This is a genomic window from Desulfonatronum zhilinae, assembly GCF_900182865.1.
GTDB classification, from domain to species: Bacteria; Desulfobacterota; Desulfovibrionia; order Desulfovibrionales; family Desulfonatronaceae; genus Desulfonatronum; species Desulfonatronum lacustre.
Genome location: NZ_FXUJ01000020.1, coordinates 1 through 23,657, shown reverse-complemented (window position 1 = coordinate 23,657; position 23,657 = coordinate 1). Strand labels below are relative to the sequence as shown.

19 protein-coding genes are annotated in these 23,657 nt (G+C 59.5%); 7 read left to right on the top strand and 12 right to left on the bottom strand.

The genetic code is table 11. The features are described 5' to 3' along the window. Window positions 1-6: 6 nt before the first annotated feature. From AC559A_RS14650 to sat, 11 genes are all read right to left on the bottom strand, one after another. Entirely contained in the window at window positions 7-405 is a 399-nt protein-coding gene (locus tag AC559A_RS14650; RefSeq protein ID WP_498818473.1) for a pancreas/duodenum homeobox protein 1, read from the bottom strand. A gap of 209 nt (window positions 406-614) precedes the next feature. Continuing rightward, the gene (gene lpxC, locus AC559A_RS14645) at window positions 615-1,544 is read right to left on the bottom strand and encodes a UDP-3-O-acyl-N-acetylglucosamine deacetylase (protein WP_498818506.1); all 930 of its coding nucleotides are present in this window, start codon (window positions 1,542-1,544) and stop codon (window positions 615-617) included. Between the two features lie 161 nt (window positions 1,545-1,705). Then, window positions 1,706-2,575, bottom strand: a complete 870-nt coding sequence (prmC, locus tag AC559A_RS14640; protein ID WP_498818472.1) for a peptide chain release factor N(5)-glutamine methyltransferase — start codon at window positions 2,573-2,575, stop codon at window positions 1,706-1,708. Between the two features lie 2 nt (window positions 2,576-2,577). Continuing rightward, window positions 2,578-3,654 carry a peptide chain release factor 1 gene (gene prfA / locus AC559A_RS14635; RefSeq protein ID WP_028573233.1) on the bottom strand — a complete coding sequence of 359 codons (1,077 nt, stop codon included), beginning with the start codon at window positions 3,652-3,654 and terminating at the stop codon, window positions 2,578-2,580. A gap of 200 nt (window positions 3,655-3,854) precedes the next feature. Next, the gene (rpmE, locus tag AC559A_RS14630; RefSeq protein WP_028573232.1) at window positions 3,855-4,073 is read right to left on the bottom strand and encodes a 50S ribosomal protein L31; all 219 of its coding nucleotides are present in this window, start codon (window positions 4,071-4,073) and stop codon (window positions 3,855-3,857) included. Between the two features lie 138 nt (window positions 4,074-4,211). Next, window positions 4,212-5,384: a quinone-interacting membrane-bound oxidoreductase complex subunit QmoC gene (gene qmoC, locus AC559A_RS14625; RefSeq protein WP_498818471.1), complete on the bottom strand. Its 1,173-nt coding sequence runs from the start codon at window positions 5,382-5,384 to the stop codon at window positions 4,212-4,214. Window positions 5,385-5,397: 13 nt separating this feature from the next. After that, window positions 5,398-7,689, bottom strand: a complete 2,292-nt coding sequence (locus AC559A_RS14620; RefSeq protein ID WP_028573230.1) for a hydrogenase iron-sulfur subunit — start codon at window positions 7,687-7,689, stop codon at window positions 5,398-5,400. 3 nt (window positions 7,690-7,692) lie between these two features. Then, window positions 7,693-8,940, bottom strand: a complete 1,248-nt coding sequence (locus AC559A_RS14615; RefSeq protein ID WP_498818470.1) for an FAD-dependent oxidoreductase — start codon at window positions 8,938-8,940, stop codon at window positions 7,693-7,695. Window positions 8,941-9,129: 189 nt separating this feature from the next. Continuing rightward, window positions 9,130-11,112, bottom strand: coding sequence for an adenylyl-sulfate reductase subunit alpha (aprA, locus tag AC559A_RS14610; protein ID WP_028573228.1), 1,983 nt, complete (start codon window positions 11,110-11,112; stop codon window positions 9,130-9,132). Window positions 11,113-11,174: 62 nt separating this feature from the next. After that, a complete protein-coding gene (gene aprB, locus AC559A_RS14605; RefSeq protein ID WP_028573227.1) occupies window positions 11,175-11,669 on the bottom strand; it encodes an adenylyl-sulfate reductase subunit beta in 495 nt (164 codons plus the stop codon). Between the two features lie 104 nt (window positions 11,670-11,773). Then, window positions 11,774-13,060, bottom strand: a complete 1,287-nt coding sequence (gene sat, locus AC559A_RS14600; RefSeq protein WP_028573226.1) for a sulfate adenylyltransferase — start codon at window positions 13,058-13,060, stop codon at window positions 11,774-11,776. A gap of 667 nt (window positions 13,061-13,727) precedes the next feature. Here sat and AC559A_RS14595 point away from each other — a divergent pair. The 7 genes from AC559A_RS14595 to AC559A_RS14565 all read left to right on the top strand — a co-directional run bounded on the left by AC559A_RS14595 (window position 13,728) and on the right by AC559A_RS14565 (window position 23,336). Beyond that, the gene (locus tag AC559A_RS14595) at window positions 13,728-15,683 is read left to right on the top strand and encodes a hypothetical protein (protein ID WP_498818469.1); all 1,956 of its coding nucleotides are present in this window, start codon (window positions 13,728-13,730) and stop codon (window positions 15,681-15,683) included. Continuing rightward, window positions 15,646-15,933 carry a hypothetical protein gene (locus AC559A_RS14590; RefSeq protein ID WP_028573224.1) on the top strand — a complete coding sequence of 96 codons (288 nt, stop codon included), beginning with the start codon at window positions 15,646-15,648 and terminating at the stop codon, window positions 15,931-15,933. The genes AC559A_RS14595 and AC559A_RS14590 overlap by 38 nt, the downstream gene beginning before the upstream one ends. A 32-nt stretch (window positions 15,934-15,965) precedes the next feature. Next, window positions 15,966-17,897: an aconitate hydratase gene (locus tag AC559A_RS14585; protein WP_498818468.1), complete on the top strand. Its 1,932-nt coding sequence runs from the start codon at window positions 15,966-15,968 to the stop codon at window positions 17,895-17,897. 53 nt (window positions 17,898-17,950) lie between these two features. After that, window positions 17,951-19,840 (top strand): peptidylprolyl isomerase, encoded by a 1,890-nt coding sequence (locus AC559A_RS14580; RefSeq protein WP_498818467.1) that lies wholly within the window; start codon window positions 17,951-17,953, stop codon window positions 19,838-19,840. A 59-nt stretch (window positions 19,841-19,899) separates the two neighbouring features. After that, the gene (locus AC559A_RS14575) at window positions 19,900-20,631 is read left to right on the top strand and encodes an SIMPL domain-containing protein (protein ID WP_028573221.1); all 732 of its coding nucleotides are present in this window, start codon (window positions 19,900-19,902) and stop codon (window positions 20,629-20,631) included. A gap of 95 nt (window positions 20,632-20,726) precedes the next feature. Beyond that, window positions 20,727-22,418 (top strand): dephospho-CoA kinase, encoded by a 1,692-nt coding sequence (locus tag AC559A_RS14570; protein ID WP_498818466.1) that lies wholly within the window; start codon window positions 20,727-20,729, stop codon window positions 22,416-22,418. Window positions 22,419-22,607: 189 nt separating this feature from the next. Continuing rightward, window positions 22,608-23,336 (top strand): rhomboid family intramembrane serine protease, encoded by a 729-nt coding sequence (locus AC559A_RS14565; protein ID WP_498818465.1) that lies wholly within the window; start codon window positions 22,608-22,610, stop codon window positions 23,334-23,336. Between the two features lie 47 nt (window positions 23,337-23,383). On the opposite strand, the gene AC559A_RS14560 is transcribed toward AC559A_RS14565, so the two are convergent. Then, window positions 23,384-23,657, bottom strand: a 274-nt coding sequence (locus tag AC559A_RS14560; RefSeq protein ID WP_498818464.1) for a transposase, incomplete at its 5' end; no start/stop codon positions are given.

Here is a 23,657-nt window from a genome sequence, read left to right as displayed (position 1 = left end):
GGCGGTTTATTCCGGCAGGATCGTAATAGGCAGGGGAATAACGTGCAGATCCTGACGGTGGGGTTCGGTCTGATCCAGGCTCCATTGCAGGCGGGAAGCGGGCAGGTCCAAGGCCGCCGCGATGTCCGCGACGAGACCGGTCATGTTGATCACCGGATGACGAATGAAGACCTTGGGCAGGCCGTAGGTCAGGTTGCAAGCCAGACATTTGCCCGGCCGCTGGACCAACTGAAACTGAAAGTTCAACCGACCCGCCGCATCGCCGTTAAAGGCCAACTTGACGTCAAAAGCCGCTTCGTCGGCGTCGCCGTACAGGGCCTCGAAAAAATCCGTGCTTCGTTGCGCAGGAAAAATCCGCTCCAGCCGTTGCGGTGTAAAAATGCTTTGGAAGTGATGGGAGTCCATAAAACTGCTATCTCTACGGTTACATTTTTCGCCGAAGACCCGGCATGGCAGCCGCCGGACCACCATACGCCCGGGTCGGTGCTGACCAGCGGGTATAATGCCAAGCACGGATCAAAAGTGTCAATAGTCGCCCGAAATCCCATAAAAAAAGCCCCGTTCGAAATCGAACGGGGCAAAACGCCGCTGATACGACGAAAGGAGGGACGGGTTTAATTCCACACTTGGGAGGTCACAGGGACCTCGGACAGCGAGGGCAGAACGATCTCGGCAGGCACGGGTTGCTCGCCGCAGACGTCGACTTCCAGATAATCTGCTTGATGCTCCACGATGTATCTGGCAAAGGCGTTGTTCAGGGCATGGCCGGAGCAATATACCTCGAAGTCGCCGGTCATGGGCATTCCGAGAACGAAAAGATCCCCGATGAAATCCAACACCTTGTGCCGAACGAATTCGTCGGGATAGCGCAGCCCTTCCGGATTGATCACGCCGTATTCATCCAGCACCACAGCGTTGTCCAGGGAGCCGCCCAAGGCCAATCCGTTCCGCCGCAAGTATTCGACCTCGCGCATGAAGCCGAAAGTCCTGGCTTTGGCCACATGCCGGGTGAAGGTTTCCGGATTGCACTCCACGAAAAACTTCTGCGTCCCGACCATGGGGTGATTGAAGTTAATGGTATAATCCACGGTCAGCCGCTTCGAGGGGCGCGCCTTGATCCACTTGCCGTCCTGTTGAAACTCAATGGGCTTCTTCAGGGTCAGCAGCTTTCGAGGCTTGCTCTGACGCCGAAAACCGGCCGCACGAAGCAAAAAAATAAAGGAGGCCGAACTGCCGTCCATGATCGGCACTTCGTCTCCCTCCACTTCCACGAACAAATTGTCGATTTCCAAGCCGCGGACGGCGGCCAGGAGATGCTCCACGGTAGCGAGTCTCTGGCCGCCGAACCCGAGAGTCGTGGCCATGGTCGTCTCCACCACGGCATCCGCGGACGGCCTGTGGAAGCGAACACCGTCCTCGCCGTGCAAGGCAAAGACGATCCCGGTATCCTCGGCAGCCGGACGCAACACAAGGCGGACCTTGCGCCCCTTGTGCAGGCCGATGCCTGAACACTGGATGGATTTTTTAATTGTTTTTTGACAGATCATGCGCACTCCTTCTGCGTCACGACCATGCAATGAACGTACCGCGCCATGACATTCAGTTATACCCTGAAATACCTAGCTTTCATTCTCGACCGCCTTTCAGAATTCGTTGCTTTCGCAACTAATGGCGTTTTCTTTTCACAACACTGAAACCACGAACGTCACCATCGCAACCGGGCCTGGACATATCGCTCATGACCCGCGAGATCTTTATGAATCGCGATGTCCGCCCATCGGGGCGACATATCCCGAATTCGCTCACAAAGGCCCGGCGCCTGACCCGTTCCGACTTCCAGAAGCACAACCCCGCCGTTGACCAGGACTTCCTGAGCGTCACGTAGTAGGGGAGGAAACAGTTCATCGCCTTCCAATCCTCCGAAAAGGGCGAGGCTGGGCTCGAAGGCGACGACTTCCCGGCTCAGGCTCTTTGCCTCTTTCTCCCCGATATACGGCAGGTTGGCCACGATCAAATCCAGGCTGCGTCCTTTCACGTGCCGCAACAAGTCCCCCCTGATCCGTAAGCAGCGGTGATCCACGCCGTGTCGCCGCAAATTTCCGGTCGCGACGTTCAGTGCGCCAGAAGAAATATCCGTCGCCACGGCCCGAGCCTGGGGAAAAAGTTTAAGCAGAGTGACGCAAAGCGCCCCACTGCCGGTACCGACGTCGACAAAACAAAAGGATTGCTCCCGGTCAAACAGCTTCAGTGCAAGCTCGACACCCAACTCGGTATCCGGACGAGGAATCAGCACTTCGGGAGAGACATGGAAGTCCAGCCCGTAGAATTCGCGACGCCCCAGGATATAAGCCATGGGTTCGCCGGTTCCCCGCCTCGCCAGGAGCGGACGAATTCGGGCCAGCTCCGGTTCGCTCAGAGGCTTGTCCAGATCCAGAAAAAGATCGAGTCGATTCAGCCCCAATGCATGCGCGGTGACGAGTTCCGCACTCAGGCGAGGCGAGTCTACTTGCTTCGTGGTAAGAAACTGGGTGCTTTTGGCGAGGATTTCACGCAATGTGGGTCGCGACGGCGACATGTTCAATATCCGTCGTCGGATTCGGCTTTCAAGGCTTCAGTCTGATAGTGCTGGACCAGGGCGTTCACCAACTCGTCCATCTCCCCTTCCAGCACGGATTCCAAACGATATAGGGTGAGGTTGATGCGATGGTCCGTGATTCGCCCCTGTGGGAAATTGTAGGTTCGAATCCGCTCGGAACGGTCTCCGCTGCCGACCTGATTCTTTCTGTTCTGATCGTAGGAGGCTTTTTGTTCGTCCTGCTTGGCCTTGAGCAGTCGGGAGCGGAGGACTTTCATGGCCTTGGCCCGGTTCTTGTGCTGCGACTTTTCGTCCTGACAAATGACCACCAGCCCCGTGGGGATGTGGGTCACGCGCACGGCGGAGTCCGTGGTGTTTACGCTTTGCCCCCCGGGACCTGAAGAGCGATACACGTCCACGCGCACGTCGCTTGGATCGATGTGCACGTCCACTTCCTCGGCTTCGGGCAAAATGGCCACGGTCACGGCGGAAGTGTGGATCCGGCCCTGGGATTCCGTGGCCGGGACGCGTTGGACCCGGTGCACCCCGGACTCGTGCTTGAGCCGGCTGTAAACCTTGTCTCCAGATATGGCGGCGATGACTTCCTTGAACCCGCCGGTACCGCTCTCGCTGGCCTGAATCAATTCCGTGCGCAGGCCGACTCGCTCCGCATACCGCATGTACATTCGGAAGAGATCCGAGGCAAAAAGAGCCGCCTCTTCGCCGCCGGTTCCGGCTCGGATTTCCAGAATCACGTTCCGGTCGTCCAAAGGATCTTTGGGAAGCAGAAGAATCTGCAACCGGAGCCGCAGCGTCTCCAACTGCTCCTCCAACTGCGTCGCCTCGGCCCGAGCCATTTCCCGGATTTCCGGGTCTGAATCGCTGAACAGTTCCTTGTTGGAATGTGCATCGGCCGAAAGACGAGTGAATTCCCGATAGACGGAAACGATCTCGCCCAGCTCGGCATGCCGTTTGGTCAGTTGCCGATAGCGCTCCTGATCGGTGAAGACCTCGGCGGAACTGAGTTCACGTTCCAATTCCTGGTATTTTTCCTGCAAGCTTTCGAGCTTGGCGAACATGGCGAGTCAGTCCATCTTGGAAATGCAAATTACGTGACCGGGAAGTTCAAACAAGTCCTAAGGGCATCGGCCCAAAAGAGGCACCGGGTGAAGCCTCGGCAGAAGAACAACGCCTACATCGTCGTTGGGTCATGCCCGTGAACGCGCAGGCGTATTCCTTAAGCTTGGGAGGATGGACGCAGTTGGGGAGGCTCTCCAAATCAGGCCTTGCCGCCGGCGACGGAAGCATACTTCTTTTTGAAGCGGTCGATCCGCCCGGCCGTGTCCACGAAACGTTGCTTGCCGGTGTAGAAGGGATGGCAGTTGGCGCAGATTTCCATCTGGACGTCGTTGCGCTGGGTGGTCAAAGCCTCAATTTCATGTCCGCAGGCGCAGTGGATCTTGCGCTTGCTTATTTCAGGATGAATCTCTTTCTTCATTGGAAATGACTCCTTGGTGTATTTGCGGAAACAGAAAATATAGCTTGAACGACTCGTTCTGACAAGGGCTACGCTCGACCTAAAAAAAACCAGGGTCTCACGACCCTGGTTTTGATCATCACGCGAAGAGACGAGGCTCTAAGCTTGCGGTTTGGGCGACCTGCCGATGTGCCGCGCATAGCCCAAGGCCACTGTTCGGTAGACCAGGTGAGCCAATTTGGACCACGGCAGATAAGCGAACAGCATGAAGATGCTCACCAAGTGAATATAGTACATCGGGTAGGCTGCGCCGGGGACATTGGCCAAGCGCAACAGCTGACTGAACATGCCGGAGAGGGCCACGACCCAGATCACGCCCAACAGGTACCAGTCGTAGTAGGACGACTTGAATTTCGCGTCGTCCAGGTTCAAGCGCCGTTTGGTCACCAGCACCAAGCCGACGAGCAAGGCGATGGAAGCAATATTCGCCAGAATCTTAAAAGGGTTCCACAGGCTCAACGGGGTCATCAAGTCCCAGCCGGTGAACACGCCCAGCCAGTAAGCAACACCCACATAGGCCGTCACGATGAACAGACCGACAAAGCCAAAGAATATTCCCATATGCCCGTAGTAGCGGTCAGTATTGTCTCCACCGCACTCCTTCCACTTCGTGTGGGAGAGAATCTCGTCGATGATCACCTGCCATGTGGATTTGAGCACGGTCAGTACGGGTACCCCGCCCATGGGCGCTTGTGGTGAATCATTGAAGATTTTGATCAGGGAAAGCACGCCCCTGGCGAAAATCACGAGCACTGCCACGGCGATCAAGCCGAATAGCGGGTCAATAAAGGCCGTTTGGGGGAAGACCAAGCGGTACAGCACCTGACCATTTTCATCCATCGGCGTACCAAAAAAGCCGGAGGTCACGAACCAAGCGACCAGGAAGATCAGAGCGGGGATACCGGCCAGGATCGGCAGGTACTTGGCCGAACTCATGAATTTGCCCATGATCGTCGGTTGCGCGATGTTCTGGTAGGCCATGTTGCGCATGGCCGCCATCAGGTCAGCGGGTTTCGCGCCGCGCGGACACTGGTCCGAACAGGTACCGCAATTGTGGCAGAGCCACATGTCCAGATCGCCCACCAGCTTGTCTTTCAATCCCCACTGTGCCCAGATCATTTCCTTGCGCGGGTAGGGATTTTCCTCCGGCGACAGGGGGCAGACCACGGAACACGTGGCGCATTGATAGCATTTCTTGAGTGATTCTCCGCCCGCGGCCTGCATCTCCTGAATGAACTGCAGATCGGGCTCAATGCGTTTAACTTGTGCCATATTCCGTCACCTCCTAGAAGCCTTTGTATGGGTTGGCGCCGATGTCGTCGATGATGTGATTCATGAAGTCGTCGATCATCTGCGGGACCTTGTCGTATTCGTCAATGGCCACCTGCTTCTGCTGGACCCGCTCCGGTTCCAATTGCAAGCGTCCGAGGGTCTCGGCGATGTTCTCCATCCGCTTGTTGCAGAGCTCGCTGCCCTTGGCGAAGTGACACTGGTAGTCGTCGCCGTATTTGCAGCCCAGCAGCAGGACGCCGTCAATGCCCTTGGACATGGAGTCGGCAACCCAGATGCTGTTGATGGAGCCCAGGCAACGGACGGAGATGAACCTGACGTACGGAGACCATTTCTTGCCTTGGAACGCGGCCATATCCAGAGCCGGATAGGCGTCGTTCTCGCAGACGAACACGATGACCCGGGGACCGCCTTCGTCAATGTCGTCCGGAACTTCGTTTTCCTTGATCATCGAGGCGATCATGTCCACGTTGTACTCCTCGAAGGAGATCACGCGCTCCGGACACGCGCCCATGCAGGTGCCGCAACGGCGGCAGCGGGTCGGGTTGGGTTGCGGCGTACCTTTTTCATCGTCGTCCAGGGCGCCGAAGGGGCATTCCTCGGTGCAGCGCTTACACTGAGTGCACCGGACCATGTTGAACTTGGGGAAGGAAATGTCACCGGACCGCGGATGGACGGCCATGCCGCGATTGATGGACTCAAGACACTGGATGGCCTTGAGCACGGCCCCCGAAGCGTCGTCCTCCGCGGCCCCCATGAGCATGGGCTGATGGACGCAGCCGGCGGAATAAACGCCGGTCCGTCGAGTCTCGTAAGGAAAGCAGATGTAGTTGGAATCGGCAAAACCGTTGAACAGATTCAAATCCGGGAACGCCGGTCCCTGGCGATAGGCGAAGTTCATGATCGGCTCGGCCAGGGTCGTGGGCACCATGCCCGTGGCCAGCACCAGGACGTCGACCTTGATCTCCAAGGGTTCGCCAAGCAAAGTATTTTCAGCCTGGACGATGATCCCCCCGTCCGAATCTTCCTTGACCTCGATCACGTCGCCCTTGGTCAGGAAAATGCCGGGATCGTCCTGAGCGGCCTTGTAGTACAGCTCCTGAACACCGGGGACGATCATGTCCTTATAGATGATGAAGGCCTTGCCGTTGGGGTTCTTTTCCCGCAGATAGCCGGCCTGCTTCAGCGAAACCATGCAGCAGACCGAGGAACAGTACGGCAGGTGCCCTTCCTCGGTGGAACGCTGCCCGGCGCACTGGATGAAGGCCACGGACTGAACGGGACGGCCGTCGGAAGGCCGGAGCAGTTCACCTTTTTTGGCCATCAACTCCATGTCCACGTTGGTGATCACGTTGGTGAACTTGCCGTGCCCGAGCGGGGCCAAAACATTTTCGCCCTTCTGAATTTCCGGAGTATCTACGACGGCGATCTCCTCGCCTTCCTTGCTCTCCTCCTTCGGGGCTTCGGTCTCCACGACTCGAGCCTCGGGATCAAAGGGCTTCCATCCGGTGGCCAGGACAACGGAACCGACGGGAATGCGTTCCTCGCCGTTGCCGGTGGCGATCACGGCGGTGTACTGACCGGGAGCGCCCTCAAGCTTGCTCAACGTAGACCCGGTGAATACACGAATCTTGTCGTTGGCGGAAACGTCGTTGATCTTCTTGTCCACGCCTGTCGGAATAGCCTGGGTGTAGGGGTAGGTGTACGGCACCTGCTTGTACATCTGAGCCGCGAAACCGCCCAATTGTCCCTGCTTCTCCAAAAGGACCACATCGTAGCCCAGCTTGGCGCCGCCCAGGGCGGCGGTCAGACCGGTGTTCCCACCACCGACCACCAGAATGGTCTTGGTAACTTCCGGAATCTCAGGTTGCGGAACAACGTACTTCTGCAACTTGATAATGCCCATCCGAATATAGTCCTGAGCCATCATCCGCAGGGTTTCCGGCACTTCACCTTCGGCCGTCGTGTCGGCTTCAGGACGGGCATACGTCCAGGCGCACTGCTCGCGCAAATTGACGCGCTCCACAACTGCCTTTTCACCGAACTGAAAAATGTCCCACTTCACTCGGGGAGAGCATGCACAGACAGCGACGCCGTCAATGGTTTCAGCGTCAATATCCGCCTGGATCATGGACTTGCCTTCCTGGCTGCATAGCACCGGAGCGGTCTTGATCACCGGGCAGCTGCCGCCGTATTCACTTTGCACGAATTCCGCGAGTTGCCCTGCATTCAGTTGAGGGCCAATGTCGCAACCTTCGCAAATATATACACCAATTTTGCTGGACATTGCTTACCTCCCTACCACGGTTTGAATTGCTTTCAGCGCCGCACCAGTCGCGGTCTGGGCCGAGCGCATGACGTCCAGGGGCATTTTGGCGCACCCCGCCGCGATCACTCCGGCTTCCTGCGAAATACAGAATCCATCGTCGTCCTGCTGCAAGCCCGCCGGAAGGGTCTGTCCAGCAACGCTCGGTTCCATTCCAGTGGCCAAGACCACCATGTCGAACCGCTCCTCTTTCTTCAGGCCCTTGATGATGTCTTCGGCGGTCACCAGAACGTCGCCGGTGGCGCCGTCTTCCACGACCTGGGCGACTTTGCCCTTGACCATCAGGACTTTTTCATCCTCACGGATCTTTTGCAAAAATTTATCGTACCGTCCGGGGGTTCGGATATCGATGTAGTAGATCACGATCTGCGCATCCGGATATTGGGCCCGCAAGTAGGTGACCTGCTTCAAGGAAGCCATGCAGCAAATGTAGGAACAGTAGGAGAGATGGCTCTCATCGCGCGATCCGGCACACTGCACGAAGGCGATCCGTTCCGGAGCCTTGCCGTCGGAAAGGCGGACGATTTTGCCGTTGGTGGGCCCGCTGGGGCTGGCCAACCGTTCCATCTGCATATTGGAGATGGCGTTCTTGACCTTGCCCGCGCCAAGAATTTCCAGCTTGGACACGTCGTACGGCTTCCAGCCCGTGGCCCAGACCACGGCGCCCACGTTCAGGGTGATTTCCTTTTCCCGGTCGTCCAGGTCGATGGCATCGTAGGCGCAGGCCTCGACGCACTTGGAACAGCTCTTTCCGAGACAGACCTCGGGATCGATCACGTAGCGCAACGGAAATGAATTCAAGTGCGGACGATACGCGGCCTTGCGTTTTTGCAGACCGAGTTCGAACTCGGAATCCGTTTCCACGGGACAGACCTGAGAACACTTGTCGCAGGCGGTGCAGTTGGTGTTCACGTACCGCGGGCTGAGCTTGATCTTGGCCGTATAATTACCAGGAGAACCCGTAACGGAGACGACTTCGGCAAGAGTAAAAAATTTAACCCTGGGATTGTTCTTGATTCGCTGGTAGTTGATTTCCAATCCGCAGGAAGGAGGACAAAGCTTGGGGAAGTATTGATTCAACTGGGAAACGCGTCCCCCAAGACACGAATTTTTCTCGATGATATACACATCATGTCCGACTTCGGCTGCTTCCAATGCGGCAGTGATTCCGCTGAAGCCGCCTCCTACGACAAGTATTCCTGAATGTTCCATAAGTTTCCTCCGTACAGTTTGCCTGACACTGGGCCCCAGGTCCTGAATTGGCCTAAACCTCGGCTGAAATCGTGAATTCACCCGAATTCACGCCTGCAACAGAGAATTAAACCAGGGATACCCTCTTTTGTCCAGTGGAGGGAAAGAAAAAGCTGCGGGCCTCGCGGCCCGCAGCTGATGTTCCGTGATTTACGGAATGATCTGAACCAAAGGCACCTTATAGAAGGTGGTTTCCTTTTTGATCGGATCGTACTTGGAGTTGGTGAAGCACTTCCACTCGTCGTCGTTCAACTCGGGGAAGTCGGTGCGATAGTAGAAGCCGGGGTACCGGGTTTCCGTGCGGAACTGAATGTGCTGCATGTGCAGACGAACGGTCCACAGGCGGTGGTACTGCTCCCAGCAACGCAGCAGTTCGTGCAGGTCGCGGGCGGCCAGTTTCTTGGAGTCCTCGTCCAGCATGTCCAGCAGGGTCATACCGGTCTCAAGCAGCTTCGCGGAGGTCCGGTAGTACGTGGAGGTTCCCGCGCCGTACTCGTCCGTGGCCTTCATCAGACGATCCATGAAGTTGCGGGGAGTGATGTACATCGGGTTGACCACCGGGTCGGTGGAGGCGGACTTGCCGGCTTCGTAGTTGTAGAACGGAGCGTAGATCATCTTCTTCAGGTCATCGTCCGTTTCCTTGATCGCGGGCTTGTAGTCCTTGTGGTCCACGACCCAGCGCACCAGCTGCTTGGCGGCAATGCGGCCCTCGGCGTGGGAGCCGGAGGAGAACTTGTGGCCGGAAGCGCCGACGCAGTCACCGGCGATGAACAAGCCGTTGACCGAGGTCATCCGGTTGTACACCTTGCCGTTGTCGGCCTTGATCTTGTAGCTGTCCGGAACCCATTCTTCGTCCGGACCGGAGCACCAGATGCCGCAGCAACCGGAGTGCGAACCCAGCAGATAGGGCTCGGTGGGCATGATCTCGGAGCCGACCTTTTCGGGCTCGATGTTCATGCAGGCCCACAGGTTGGCCTGGCCGACGCACATGTCGAGAAAGTCTTCCCAGGCTTCGGACTCAAGGTGCTTCTGCTGCTTCTTGTCCAAAGTGGCGAAGGTGGTCTGCAGGGCGGTGGCGGTGTCCATGTAGATCGGACCGCGTCCGGCCTGCATTTCTTCCAGCATCATGTGGTTACGCAGACAGGTCGGGATGATGTGACCCTTGGCATAGCCCTTCTCACGGTATCCCTTGATCATGTCGTCGTTGGTCACGCAGTAGTCTTGGCCCAGGGCGTTGACGGCCTTGGCCTTGAACAGCAGGAACCACGCGCCGACCGGACCGTAACCATCCTTGAAGCGGGCCGGGCAGAACCGGTTTTCCATCATGGTCATTTCACCGCCGGCCTGAGCGACCAGGGTGTAGCCGGAACCAGCGTTCCAGACCGGATACCAGGCGCGGCCTTTGCCTTCGCCGACGGAGCGGGGACGGTACACGTTCACAGCGCCGCCGCTGGCAACAAGACAGGCGTTGCACTTGAAGACGTATACTTTGTTGTCGCGCAGGGAGAAGCCCACGGCGCCGGCGACCCGGTTCGGGGTGTTGGCGTCCAGAAGCAGCTTCACCACGAAGATGCGCTCCAGGTAGTTGTCCTGACCGATGGCGTTCTTGGCGGCCTCGGCCACGAGGACCTTGTAGGATTCGCCGTTGATCATGATCTGCCACTTACCGGAACGAACCGGCTTGGCGCCGGTGCGCAGGGACAGGCCCTTGGCCTTGGCCTGAGCGCCGTCCAGGTTGTGATCGCCTTCCTTGACCCAGCAGGGCAGGCCCCACTCTTCGAACAGGTGCACGGAATCGTCCACGTGGCGGCCCAGGTCGAAGATCAGGTCTTCGCGGACAACGCCCATCAGGTCGGTGCGGACCATGCGGACATAGTCGTCCGGGGTGTTGTCGCCAAGGTAGGTGTTGATGGCGGACAGACCCTGGGCAACCGCGCCGGAGCGCTCCAGAGCGGCCTTGTCGACCATGATGTAGCTCACGCCGTGCTTGTCGGCCCAGGGCTTGATTTCAACGGCGGTGCCGCAAGCGGCCATGCCGCCGCCGATGATCAGCACGTCTTTTTCGATCGTAACAACTTCCGGTTCAGCGATCGGCACCCCTTGGGGGGCGATTTTTGAAGGAATTGTGGTCATGCGAAATCCTCCTGAGAGATTTTTGGGGGTTGCTAAAATGAGTCAGTGAAGACTTGCACGCGCTAGGCGCCGCAGGTCGGCTCGGTCCAGCACTGGGTGTAGTCGGCGTTGGTAAACTCGAACTTCTTGTTCACCACTTCGGCGGGCTTCTTCAGCTCGGTCTCGGTGAAGAGCAGTTCATTTTCCAAATCGCCGGGCTCGGGCTTGCCTTCATAGGGCTTGATGGAGCCTTCAGCGGTGGTCCGGATGGGGAACTTGAAGCGCTTGATGTTCCCGTTGCGGAACTTGATGGTCCACATGATGGCGTCGCCGGAACGCAGCGGGATGCTGGTGCCGCCCATGGGGGCGAAGTCGGCGTAGGGACGGGCTTCAATGGCGCCCTGGGGGCAAATCTTCACGCAGGAGTAGCACTCCCAGCAAGCATCGGGTTCCTGGTTGAACGCCTTCATTTCCTGGGCATCCAGGATCATCAGGTCGTTCGGACAGATGTACATACATGCTGTCTTTTCACCACCCTTGCAACCGTCACATTTCTCCGGATTGACAAAAGTAGGCATAATTCGTCCTCCTCAGGTGTTGTAGTGTTGAAAAACAACCAAGCCTATATGAACAGCCGGGAGACCGACGTCTCCCGGCTGTACGGCTAATAAATCAAAATCGATCAACCAGCGGCGGCCTTGTGCATTTTGATCTCGACCTTCTCGGTCAGGCTGGCGTAGTACTCGCGCAGGATGACCAAGACTTCATCGCGACCGAAGTGATCCGGCACGTCGCCGCCCTCGGAGAGCAACTTGCGCAGCTTGGTGCCGCTCAGGATGACCCGGTCTTCCTTGGTGTGCGGGCAGGTGCGCAGAGAGGCCATGCCGTCGCACTTGAAGCAGTAGAAGGTCCAGTCGATCTTCAGCGGCTTGCAGACCAGGGCCTGACCGGGAGTGGGGCAAGCTTCCTTGGCATAGGGGATCTTGTCGAAGATGGTTTGGGCTTCGAACATGCCGTAATAGTCGCCCACGCCGGCGTGGTCGCGACCGATGATCATGTGGGAGATGCCGAAGTTCTGGCGGAACGTGGCGTGCAGCAGAGCTTCACGAGGACCGGCGTAGCGCATGTCCATGGGATAGCCGCCGTGAACTACGTTCTTTTCCACGAAATAGCCCTTGATCAGGGTGTCGATGCACTTCACGCGCCATTCAGCGGGGATGTCGCCGGGCTTCAGGTTGCCCACAAGGGAGTGAATGAACACGCCGTCGCAGACTTCAATGGCGATCTTGGCCAGGAATTCATGGGAGCGGTGCATGGGGTTGCGCAACTGCAGGGCGGCAACCGTGTTCCATCCCCTTTCTTCAAAGATCTTCCTGGACTCGGAGGGACGCATGTACACGCCGGGATAGGTCTTGGGATAGTGGCTCTCGGAGAGAACCTTGATCTTTCCAGCCAGGCTGACCGGCTTCTGGCCCAGAACCATGTCCACGCCCGGATGCGGATCCTCGGCGTGCACCTTCCAGAAGTCTTCGGGAGTCTTGGTGCCCTCGCCCATGAAGACCTTTTCGCACTCGAACTTCTTCTCGGCCTCGGTCAACTCGTACTTTTCATCGACCTTCATGGTGGCCAGAATTTCATCATACTTGGAATCGTACAGAGCGATCTCGTCGCCTTCCTTGATGGCGGCGGCATCTTCCTGGGAAACGGAAAGGGTCACCGGGATGGGCCAGAATGTCCCGTCGGTCAGCAACATTTTTTCGCAGACGCCCTTCCAATCGGCCTTGGACATGAACCCGGTCAACGGGCTGAAGGCACCAATGCCCATCATCAAAACGTCGCCCTTCTCACGAGGAGCGAGCTCGATCTTCTTCAAGCCCTGAGCCTTTTTCTTCTCCGCTTCCAGCTCAGCGCCCTGAAGCAGACATTCCGTCAATCCCTTGCCTCCATGCGGCGGAACCAATCCAGACATAGTTTTGTCTCCTTTTCCAGTTGTTTGGGTTATGGTTTAAGACATCCCCGGTAGGCGTCGGTGCGCCACAACAAAACAATTGCAGACGTGCTCCGTCGCGTGCCGAAAACGGGGTACTCGCTATAATACCGAAGCGCTTGTGCAATATTTAACAAGCGGTTCTAAAAGTGTCAACCGACAAAGTCAAAACAACCACGCGGACGCTGACGGGCAACGTGGAGCGGGCCGTATCGCGGAGGCTAATGAAAAAAACGAAAAGAAAGCAAGGCGAATCATTTAGACAAACTGTCCATGCGGGAAACTCCAGTGAGTTTCGAAAATTTAAACTCGGAGTCGGTCACTCGAGGGGGATGGCCACTGACTTTGCTGTAACCACCAGCTCGCCGAACCAATCAATCAGCATCCACTGCAAACGATTCGCGTTCCGAGCAAGAAGAATTTGGGCTTGCTGGTTGGGCTTGCTGGTTGACGGGCCGTTTGCCAAACCTTGCATTTTGCCAGCTTCTTCTTAATGATTGCGGACTGTCTACCCCATGCGAAATCCTTTTTCAACCCTTTTTTTGTTTTTCTCGGTCTCGCCGAAATGCTTCGGCATTTCATATTGATTCCAAGACTTGTATCCCGATGCAAATCTAGATAAATACGAGCGTTTCACGAAAGGACAACCATGAACAACCGCCCTTCTTACTCCCAACAAAGCGACCCTGATAAAGAAATCGGAAGCCCGCACGAAAACACTTCCGGGGCCATACCCAGCCCCACTGCGCCTGACGGCGGCGCGGAGAGGCGGGAACCTCTTTACCGCCTTGAGGAGCGATTGCTGCGAGAAGAACGCAACGTTGCCGCCGCGCTGCTGCGCCGATCCAGGCTCCTTGCTGAAATTGCCGCCCGGCGAAAGGGGGATTCTTCACGCGCCGCTTCGAATCGTTCCGCCCTCCAAAACCTGGAAAAAGCCTTGTGGGCCGCCTGGGAGAACGTGCTCCAGCCGGAGGAGGGCGGTCGATCCAAACACTGGCATCAATTGCTCTCTCAGTGCAACAATCTCGGTTACATCCTGGGCGAACAAAAAGACGTTCGAAGCGCCAAGCCCTGGATTCTTCGCCCCGGCTCTCCCAAAGGTCCCGTGGCGCTTCCCGGACCGACGGACCTTCTCCGGGCCGAAATCGCGATATACTGGGCAACGGCGGCCAATGCCGCCGCTCGGACACGCTCGGTGCGGACCAACGACGACGTGATCGAATTGATCAAGGCTCTGAACCAGGTAGGAGCCGCTCTGGCCTGGGAACGCGACCTCGTGACCCATACCCCGAGACGGGTATCCGAATTGGACTTCGACCAAAAAACCGTTCATGTCGGGCAAAGCCCCTTCACCTTGGCTCTGCTGCTCGCTTCGGCCCTGGCCCGCCCAGGGATCGCCAAATTCAGCGGCTCCGGCTCACTGAAGATGCTCGCCCTCAAACCGTGGCAGCAGTTCCTTCCCCGTCTTGGAGCCCGGTTGCACCAGCTCAACCCGCACGCTCCCGGGCTTCCGGTCCGCTTGGAATGCAACGGGAGCCCCGAACACGCGCAGATTGACGGCGAAACGCCCGAAGAGTTGACTATCGCTCTGTTGGTCGCCGCTCCCTTTTATTCACAAGGACTGCGCCTAACCTGGGACAGACCTGACGGACTCTCCGGACTCAGGCACAAAATGGAAGCCATCACCGAGATGTACGACCTGTACGGAGTTCCCTACAGCGTTCAGCCCGACGCGATCACGGTTTCCCACGCCCTGCCCCGCCTGCCCGGCGGCCATCCCCAGAACCATTCACCAGATTTCTCACGCGATGGACTACCTGATGCCTCGCCAGGTGATTTATCTGCCCCCCCCTCTCTCTTCCAAGTCCCCTTGGACCGCACCCTGTGCGCCATGCTGCTGATCTGGTCGCGCATCACGGGGTGGGCCATGCGCCTCGAGGGTCGGTGGCCCAAGGGCGATCCGACCACTGATCCGCTTCTTGCCCTGCTCCGGTCCTGCGGACTCGTCGTGACCATCGACCCGCAAGGAATCCAAACCCAAGCCGGACCATGGCCCGCTGAACCGATCCTCGACATCCAAGGCCACTGCCAGTCCATGCCCCTGGCCGTGGCCCTGGCCTTGGGAGCTCCCGCAGCAGCTATGCTTAAAGGCTTGCCCTTGGAGTACGACCGAGACGCGATCAACGCCTTGGCGAACTGGTCCGGACGAACCTGGCGTCAGGAAGACTCATCCCTGTTTTTTCAGCCAATGCCGCAAGGACCCGAGCGCAACGACCCGCGCTTCGCTCCCCCGGATGCCGCATGGGCCATGGCCGCGGCCATGCTTGCCTTCAGACACCCCGGCATCCATCTGACAAGCCCTGGAGAACTGACCGAGTCGTGGCCCGGATTCTGGACGCTCTACAACCATGTTCTCACGGCATCCGCCAAACGACCAGGGCAGCGACCGGAACAGCGACCAGAACAGCAACCGGCGCAACGACCAAAACACGCCGCAACCAATTCAAGCCGCCCCACTGGACAAAGCCGTCCGGCCGGGTCGGACGCGAGAGGAGATATTCCAGTCAATGACGTCCAACGCACCAAACGCCGCGTCAAGCTCTGAGGCCGAGGCCATCGCCGCCCTGGAGGTCGAGCTGGACGACTTCAAGGCCCAGCAAATCGCCTGCGCCGCCAGGATCAAGGAATTGCTGTTCAGTGAAAAACCTTCAGAGGGTATCGTCCATGCCCAGGAAATTTTCCGGTTGCAGCAGAACAAACTGCGCCTGCAAGTGGAAATCGACTGCCGACGCAACAAGATCAACCGCATTCGTCTGTTCGGACTTGACGCCGAAAGGCAAAGCCATCCGTCCTGACGCCGCTCTTCAACCCTGACATGAGGACCCCCATGGGACGCAATCTGACCCAGAAAATCATCGGCGAACATCTTGTTTCCGGCGAAATGACGCCCGGAGCTGAGATCGCCCTGCGCATCGACCAGACCTTGACCCAGGACGCCACCGGTACCATGGCCTACCTCCAGTGGATGGCCATGGGTTTGGATCGGGTCCGGACCGAGCTTTCCGTAAGCTACGTGGACCACAACACGCTGCAGATGGGCTTTCAAAACCCTGACGACCATCGTTTTCTGCGCACCGTTGCCGCCCGCTACGGGATCATCTTCTCCCCTCCCGGCACCGGAATCTGCCACCAACTGCATCTGGAAAACTTCGCCAAACCCGGCAAGACGCTGATCGGCTCGGACAGCCACACCCCCACCGCCGGGGGAGTCGGCTCCCTGGCCATGGGCGCGGGAGGGTTGTCCGTGGCCTTGGCCATGGCCGGCGAACCCTATGTCATTCCCATGCCCAAGGTCTTCCGGATTCACCTGACCGGTCGGCTGCAAGGCTGGGCCGGAGCCAAGGACGTCATTCTTCGCGTGCTCCAGATGCTCTCGGTCAAGGGCGGCGTCGGCGCGGTCCTGGAGTACTCCGGGCCCGGAGTCGCCGGATTGACCGTACCGGAGCGGGCCACCATCACCAACATGGGCGCGGAACTGGGCGCGACCTCCTCGGTCTTCCCCAGCGACGACCAGACCCGCGACTTTCTGGAACGCATGGGACGGAGCACGGATTTCGCCCCGTTGGAAGCAGACCCGAACGCCGCCTATGATCATGTCGTTGAAATTGATCTGGACGCCATCGAACCCATGGCCGCCAGGCCGCACATGCCCGACTTGGTCGTTCCCATCCGGGAGTTGGATGGACTGGTCGTGGATCAGGTGGCCATCGGCTCTTGCACCAACTCATCCTATACGGATCTCAAGACCGCGGCCTTGGTGCTGCAAGACAAGCATGCCGCACGGACCACCGACCTGCTCATCGCGCCCGGCTCCAAGCAGGTTCTCAAACTGTTGAACCGCGAAGGCCTACTGGATGCCCTGCTGGACAGTGGGGCACGTCTCCTGGAGTGCGCCTGCGGCCCGTGCATCGGCATGGGCGGCTCGCCCACGTCCGAAGGGGTCAGCCTGCGGACCTTCAACCGTAACTTCGAAGGTCGCAGCGGCACCCAGGACGGCCAAGTCTATCTCGTCGGACCGGCAACCGCGGCCCAGGCCGCCCTGCACGGTCGAATCACCGCCCCTTCCACCTGGGGCCCGGCTCCGGACAAGCCGCTTCTCCCTCCGGACGTGCCCTCCATCCGCCGCCAGTTCATCATGCCGCCGGATTCTCCCGAGAAGGCGGCGTCCGTGGAGATCCTCCGCGGCCCGAACATCGTCCCTCTGGAGGAATTCCCGCCTCTGCCGGAAACGATCCGGGCCCAGGTGCTGATCGTTCTCGGGGACAACATCACCACGGACCACATCCTGCCCGGCGGCGCGGCGGTCACGGCCCTGCGCTCCAACCTCCCGGCCATCAGCGCGTACATCTTCAACCGCGTGGACCCGGAATTCGTGGCCCGGGCCAAAAAGGCCCAGGTCGGGATCATTGTCGGCGGCGAGAATTACGGGCAGGGCTCCAGCCGTGAACACGCGGCCCTCGGCCCTCGCCACCTGGGGGTCCGGGTCGTCCTGGCCAAATCCTTTGCCCGGATTCACAAAGCCAACCTGATCAACTTCGGCATCTTACCTTTGGTTTTCTCCAACCCGGAGGACCACGGACGGATGCTCCTGGGGCAGGAGATCGAGTTGACCGGCGCTTCCTTGATCGCGGGCCCGGAAACAACCTTGCAAACGCAAGACGGCACGGGCATCCCGGTCCGGCATGATTTGACCCCCAAGGAACTTGAGATTATCAAATTCGGCGGTCTCTTGAACCTGATCAAAGCCCGCAAGAAATAGAATCAAACTTTATTCCCGCGCTCTCGCCGCGGGGCATCACGCAAGGAGCAGCAATGCTTGACGCCATTCGTCGCAACGCCCAGTCCTGGGGCGTAAAGGTCATATTCGGGATCATCATCCTGGTGTTCGTCTTCTGGGGGGTCGGCAGCTTCCGTAGCGAGCGGGGCGACGTCCTGGCCGAAATCAACGGGAGTCCTCTGTTTCTGGAGGATTTTCAACGGGTTTACCGGCAGACGCTGGACAACCTACGCCAGGAAAACCCCAATGTCAGCGTGGACGAACTGGAGCGGATGGATTTTCGGGGACAAATTTTCGGCCAGATGGTCAATGCCAAGCTCATGGAGCAAGAGGCCGCCCGGTTGGGCCTGAATATTTCCGCCCAGGAACTGCGTCAGGCCATTACCGGCATGCAGGTATTCCTCGACCTGGAGGATCGCTTCGACCCGGCCCAGTACCAGGCGGTTCTGCGGGCCCACAACCTGACTCCTTCCCAGTTCGAGCGCGACTTCCGGGGCGACCTAATCATCCAGCGTCTTCAGGACTTCATCGCCCTGCCGGCCGCGGTTTCCGACCAGGAGGTCCGGGATATTTTCACCTTCGCGCAAGAAGAAACCGTGCTGGAATATCTTTCGTTCCCCTGGACCACGGAGCTTGACGGCTTCGATGTCGACGAGGAAACCGTGGAAGCCAGTTACCAGTCGCAACTGAACACCTTTCAGGTGCCGGCCCGGATTCGCATCGCCTACCTGAACATCAGCCCGTCCGAACTGGCCGACCCCACCCGTGTCACCCAGGAAGAGATCGTGACCTACTACACCGCCATGGCCCATGAATACGCCCTGCCGGAGCAGGTCAACGCCCGGCATATCCTGGTCACGCCCGAGGACGGTACGGAAGAGGCCCAGGAGAGGGCTCGAGAGGAATTGCTGGAAATACTGGTCCGGATTCAGGCCGGGGAGTCCTTCGCCGACATGGCACGGGAGTACTCCCAGGACGCCACGGCGGCTCAGGGCGGAAGCCTGGGTTGGTTCGGGCGCGGAGAGATGGTCGCCGAGTTCGAGGACGCAGCCTTTGCTCTGGAACCCGGTCAGCTCAGTGAGCCGGTGCGCAGCCCGTTCGGGTGGCATCTGATTCAGGTCGAGGATCGCCGGGATAACGGCGTCGTGCCCCTGGAAGAAGTGGCCGCGACCATCCGGACCAGGTTGGCTGAGGAGCACGCTCTGGAGCAACTGCCCGAAACCCTGGACCTGGCCATGGAACAGATTATTGTCGGGGAATCCCTGGAACAGGCCGCTGAAAAGCTCGACCTTGAACTCCGGACCTCGGAATTCTTTCCCATGGGTCAATCCCCCTCCGGATTGGACTTGTCCCCGGAAGCCGTGGCCGTGCTCTTCGGACTCCAGGACGGGGCCATCACCCAGACCCCGATCCTCATGGCCGAAGGATATCTGCTGGCTCAGCGCATCGACTTCGAACCCCAGCGCGTTCGTCCTCTGGAAGAGGTCCGGGACCGCGTCGTGGCCCAACTGCGCCTGGAAAAGGCCAAGGAAGCCGCCCGGACCAAGGCCGAACAGGCCCTGGAGTCGATCACCGCCGAAGCCGCGGAGATCTCCGAAGAGCTGCGAACCAGCGCTCCCTTCGGTCGCCAGGGCTTCATTCCCGGCCTGGGCTTTCATCCGAACCTGGGTGCGGACGCCTTTGCCGCACCGGTGGGCGACTGGCTCCCCCAGGTCTACGAGATGCAGGACGCGTTCATCGTCGCCCGAGTCCAGGAACGCATCGCCCCCCCGGAAGAGCAGTGGCTCGACGAGCAGGACGAGTGGCGCGAAGCCCTGCTCCAATCCCGGCAACGCGAGTTCACGCAGGCCTTTGTGGCCGAGTTGCAAAGCAAGGCTGAAATTCGAATCCTGCGCCAGGACGTCCTGCGGCCCGCGCCGCGCTGACGCTCTTTCACCGTCGCCGCGACCAATTCCCTCGTCCCGTCATCCCAAGGAGGTTGACCATGTCCGATTCCCCGCTCAAGTTGTTCGTCGCCGCGCTGCTTGTCGCCGTTGGATTGACCTTGGGAGGCTTTTTCATCGGGAAGGGATTCGTGGAAGGGCGGCTTGGCGACCGATTCGTGACGGTCCGGGGCCTGGCCGAAACCGAGGTCAAGGCTGATCTGGCCATCTGGCCGATGCGCTTCGTGGCCACGGGCGACGACCTGACCAGGGTCCACGCCCAACTGGCCGCTGACGCGGAAAAAGTCGTCCAATTCCTGGTCCGCAACGGCCTGCCCAGGGAGGCCGTGGAAATGCAATCCCTGGAGGTCACCGACCTGCTGGCCCAGGCCTATCGCTCCGGCCCTGTGGACTCCAGATTCATCCTGACCCAGATCCTTGTGGCCCGCACCGAAAACGTGGACCTCATCGCCTCGGCCAGCCAGAGAGTCAGCGAACTGGTGGACGCCGGGGTGGTGCTCAGCGCGGAATACGGTGCCAGCGGTCCGGTCTACCTGTTCACCGGGCTCAACAACGTCAAACCGGAAATGATCGCCGAGGCCACGGTGAACGCCCGTTTGGCCGCGGAGCAGTTCGCCGCGGACTCCGGCAGCCGGCTCGGCGGCATCCGCCGGGCCAACCAGGGCTTGTTCCAGATCCTGCCCCGGGACAATGCGCCGGACATGCAGGAACACAAGCAGATCAACAAGACCCTGCGTGTGGTGACCACGGTGGAATATTACCTGGACCAGTAGCGAACAGGCGTGTTTTAAGGTCCGCTGGACGTCTCACATGTGAGACGTCCAGCGGACCTTCCTTTCGCTGATCCTTTTGCCCCACCCCCCCCCTTGTGTCCTCCCCCGCCGACCCAACCACGAACACTTCTCCTCTGGTCGCCCCTTTGACCGCCCCTCTGGCCGCCGTAGTCGCTCGGGATCAGGGCGGCGTCAGGCTTGACCAGTTCTGGATGGGCCATGCTGAAGACCTGGGCGTGGCCCGCTCCCGCATTCAATCCTGGATCAAGAACGGCCTGGCCCTGATCAACGGCAGCCCCTGCCTGCGCCCCGGCCGCCGCCTTGCTCCCGGGGACCGGTTGGAGCTGCGGGCCGCTGTCCCGAGTCCCGGCCTGACGCCCGAAGCTTGCGAACTGCGCGTTCTCTACCACGACGACGACCTGGTGATCCTGAACAAGCCGGCCGATCTGGTGGTCCATCCCGCAGCGGGCCTGGACCAGGGCACCTTGGTCCACCGGTTGCTGCACCACTTTCCGGAACTCGCCGGGAAGGACGCCGGGGGAATGGACACATCCCGGCCCGGCATCGTGCATCGCCTGGACAAGGACACCACCGGCCTGCTGGCCGTGGCCCTGAATGAACCGTCCCGACTGCGTCTGGCCTCGGCCTTTGCCGCGCGGGAGGTGGAAAAGGTCTATCTGGCCCTGGTCCACGGACGTCCCCATCCCGAAGGCGTCGTGGACGCACCCATCGGTCGGCACCCGACCCTCAAGACCCGCATGGCCGTGGCCGAGAAGGGAGGCAAACCGGCGCACAGCGCGTACAGGGTGCTCTGGACCGCGCCCGAAGACCGTTTCAGCCTGGTCCAGGTGCGCATTGCCAGCGGTCGGACGCACCAGATCCGGGTGCATATGCGCCATGTGGGCCACCCGCTGCTCGGCGACCCGACCTACTGCCCGGCGTCGTTCACGGGCTGGCAGGACGAAGTTCCCGGTTTGAGCGCCCTGCTCCGTCGCCCCATGCTGCACGCCTGGAAACTCGGCCTGCCCCATCCGCGCACCCACCAGCCTCTATCCTTCGTGCTCCCTCCGCCCAAGGACATGCTCCGGGTGATCCTGGCCGGCTCCCGAACCACCCAGCGCGTCGGCCTGACCGGGATGCCCGGTTGCGGCAAAAGCCTGTTCCTGGCCGAACTGGCGGCCCTGGGCTTACAGACCTGGAGCGCGGACAAGGCCGTGGCGGAATTGTATCAGCCGGGGAGGGATGGTTGGGAACTCTTGCGAAGAAACTTCGGGGACCGCTTTATTCCGGACCCCGAAGGCCCGGTGGACAAGCACGCCCTGCTGAACGCTTTGCGGGAGACGCCACGCCTGCGCCGGGAGCTGGAAGCCCTGATCCATCCTTTGGCCAGGCACCATCTGGAAAGCTTCTGGCAAACCCACCGCACACACAGGGTCGCCGCGGCCGAAGTGCCCCTGCTGCTGGAAACCGGCTGGCCTTCGGACTTCGACTTGATCGTCGGCTTGGCCTGCGACCCGGACCGCCGCCGAAACTGGCTGCTGACCAACCGGGGATGGGACGCGAATCTGTTGGCGGATGTGGAGTCCTGGCAGTGGCCCGAAGCAAAAAAAATCCGGGCCTGCCACCTCGTCGTGGCCAACCCGGGCACGCGAGACGAACTCGCCAGGAGAGCACGCGGCCTGGTCGATGTCCTGCAATGGCTGCGCCGCCAAGCCGTCCGCCGCGTTCTGGCCCGGATCACCGCCTTGGTCACTCCGGAACAGGCTTCTTCCAGCAATCAGGACTAACAGCTCAAAAGTTCAGGCACAGGACCGATAGTTGCCTTGTACCTGGATTCCCGCCTTCGCGGGAATGACGAGCTTGGAAGAGCGTGCCTACTAAAGTCATTCCCGCGAAGGCGGGAATCCAGGCATTCTTGCCACAAGTGCTTGAGCAATTACAACGAGGACACCTCCAAAGCCACACGAGGGAAACGCATGTTCCCACTTCGCGACAACATCCCCAGCCGAAGCCCATCCTACGGCATGTGGCTGATCATCATCGCCAACACTCTGGTCTTCATCCTCCAGTTGACCATGACCGACCGGGAGCTGCTCCGCTTCACCCACATCTTCGGCATGGTCCCGGCACGGGCCACGGACCCGGCCTGGGCCCAGTGGGTCGGCTATTCTCCGGACTGGACCATGACCCTGGTCACGCACATGTTCCTGCACGCCGGATGGCTGCACTATCTGCTGAACATGTGGATGCTCTGGATTTTCGGGGACAACGTGGAAGACGTGATGGGCACGGTCCGGTTCATCCTGTTCTACCTGCTCTGCGGACTGGGGGCGATCCTGGCCCATTTACTCTTCAACCTGGACTCCACGGTTCCCGTTGTCGGCGCATCCGGGGCCATCGCCGGAGTCATGGGCGCGTACCTCCTGCTCTACCCCCACGCCCGGGTGGTGGCCTTCGTCCCCATCTTCTTTCTGCCCTTCTTTTTCGAAATCCCGGCGGTGATCTTCCTGGGCATCTGGTTCCTGATCCAGATCGTCTCCGGCCTCTTCTCCCTGGTATTCCAAGGCATCGGCGGCGGCATCGCCTGGTGGGCGCACATCGGGGGGTTCATCATGGGCATGGCCCTGGTCCGGGTTTTCCAAAAACGCGGCGTTTGCCGCCACTGCACCACACTGGAACAGTGGTTTCGGGATCATAGCCGGTGACACTGGAGAGGAAGGAGTCATTACTGTCTGCTTTTATACATAGCGACTTAATTAATTGCGCATAACCTTCTCAGTGTCTCGCTGCCGTGAGCCCAGTTCAGAAACTGTGACTCGACCGCCATTTCAATTTCTTTGAGGGTATGGAAGTACCGATTGTGTAAACAATTTCGGCGTAAAAGTTTCCACACTCGCTCTACGGGATTAAGGTCCGGACTGTAGGGTGGCAAAAAATCGAGAAGGAAACGATTGGCATGCTCTTCACGCCACTCGTTGTGAAGTTTGGCATGATGATATCGAGCATTATCTGTGATCAATATCATT

Excerpts from the sequence above, each read along its gene's own strand:
- AC559A_RS14650 (WP_498818473.1), bottom strand. The coding sequence starts at position 405 with ATGGACTCCCATCACTTCCAAAGCATTTTTACACCGCAACGGCTGGAG.
- prmC (WP_498818472.1), bottom strand. The coding sequence starts at position 2,575 with ATGTCGCCGTCGCGACCCACATTGCGTGAAATCCTCGCCAAAAGCACC.
- prfA (WP_028573233.1), bottom strand. The coding sequence starts at position 3,654 with ATGTTCGCCAAGCTCGAAAGCTTGCAGGAAAAATACCAGGAATTGGAA.
- rpmE (WP_028573232.1), bottom strand. The coding sequence starts at position 4,073 with ATGAAGAAAGAGATTCATCCTGAAATAAGCAAGCGCAAGATCCACTGC.
- qmoC (WP_498818471.1), bottom strand. The coding sequence starts at position 5,384 with ATGGCACAAGTTAAACGCATTGAGCCCGATCTGCAGTTCATTCAGGAG.
- AC559A_RS14620 (WP_028573230.1), bottom strand. The coding sequence starts at position 7,689 with ATGTCCAGCAAAATTGGTGTATATATTTGCGAAGGTTGCGACATTGGC.
- AC559A_RS14615 (WP_498818470.1), bottom strand. The coding sequence starts at position 8,940 with ATGGAACATTCAGGAATACTTGTCGTAGGAGGCGGCTTCAGCGGAATC.
- aprA (WP_028573228.1), bottom strand. The coding sequence starts at position 11,112 with ATGACCACAATTCCTTCAAAAATCGCCCCCCAAGGGGTGCCGATCGCT.
- aprB (WP_028573227.1), bottom strand. The coding sequence starts at position 11,669 with ATGCCTACTTTTGTCAATCCGGAGAAATGTGACGGTTGCAAGGGTGGT.
- sat (WP_028573226.1), bottom strand. The coding sequence starts at position 13,060 with ATGTCTGGATTGGTTCCGCCGCATGGAGGCAAGGGATTGACGGAATGT.
- AC559A_RS14595 (WP_498818469.1), top strand. The coding sequence starts at position 13,728 with ATGAACAACCGCCCTTCTTACTCCCAACAAAGCGACCCTGATAAAGAA.
- AC559A_RS14590 (WP_028573224.1), top strand. The coding sequence starts at position 15,646 with ATGACGTCCAACGCACCAAACGCCGCGTCAAGCTCTGAGGCCGAGGCC.
- AC559A_RS14585 (WP_498818468.1), top strand. The coding sequence starts at position 15,966 with ATGGGACGCAATCTGACCCAGAAAATCATCGGCGAACATCTTGTTTCC.
- AC559A_RS14580 (WP_498818467.1), top strand. The coding sequence starts at position 17,951 with ATGCTTGACGCCATTCGTCGCAACGCCCAGTCCTGGGGCGTAAAGGTC.
- AC559A_RS14575 (WP_028573221.1), top strand. The coding sequence starts at position 19,900 with ATGTCCGATTCCCCGCTCAAGTTGTTCGTCGCCGCGCTGCTTGTCGCC.
- AC559A_RS14565 (WP_498818465.1), top strand. The coding sequence starts at position 22,608 with ATGTTCCCACTTCGCGACAACATCCCCAGCCGAAGCCCATCCTACGGC.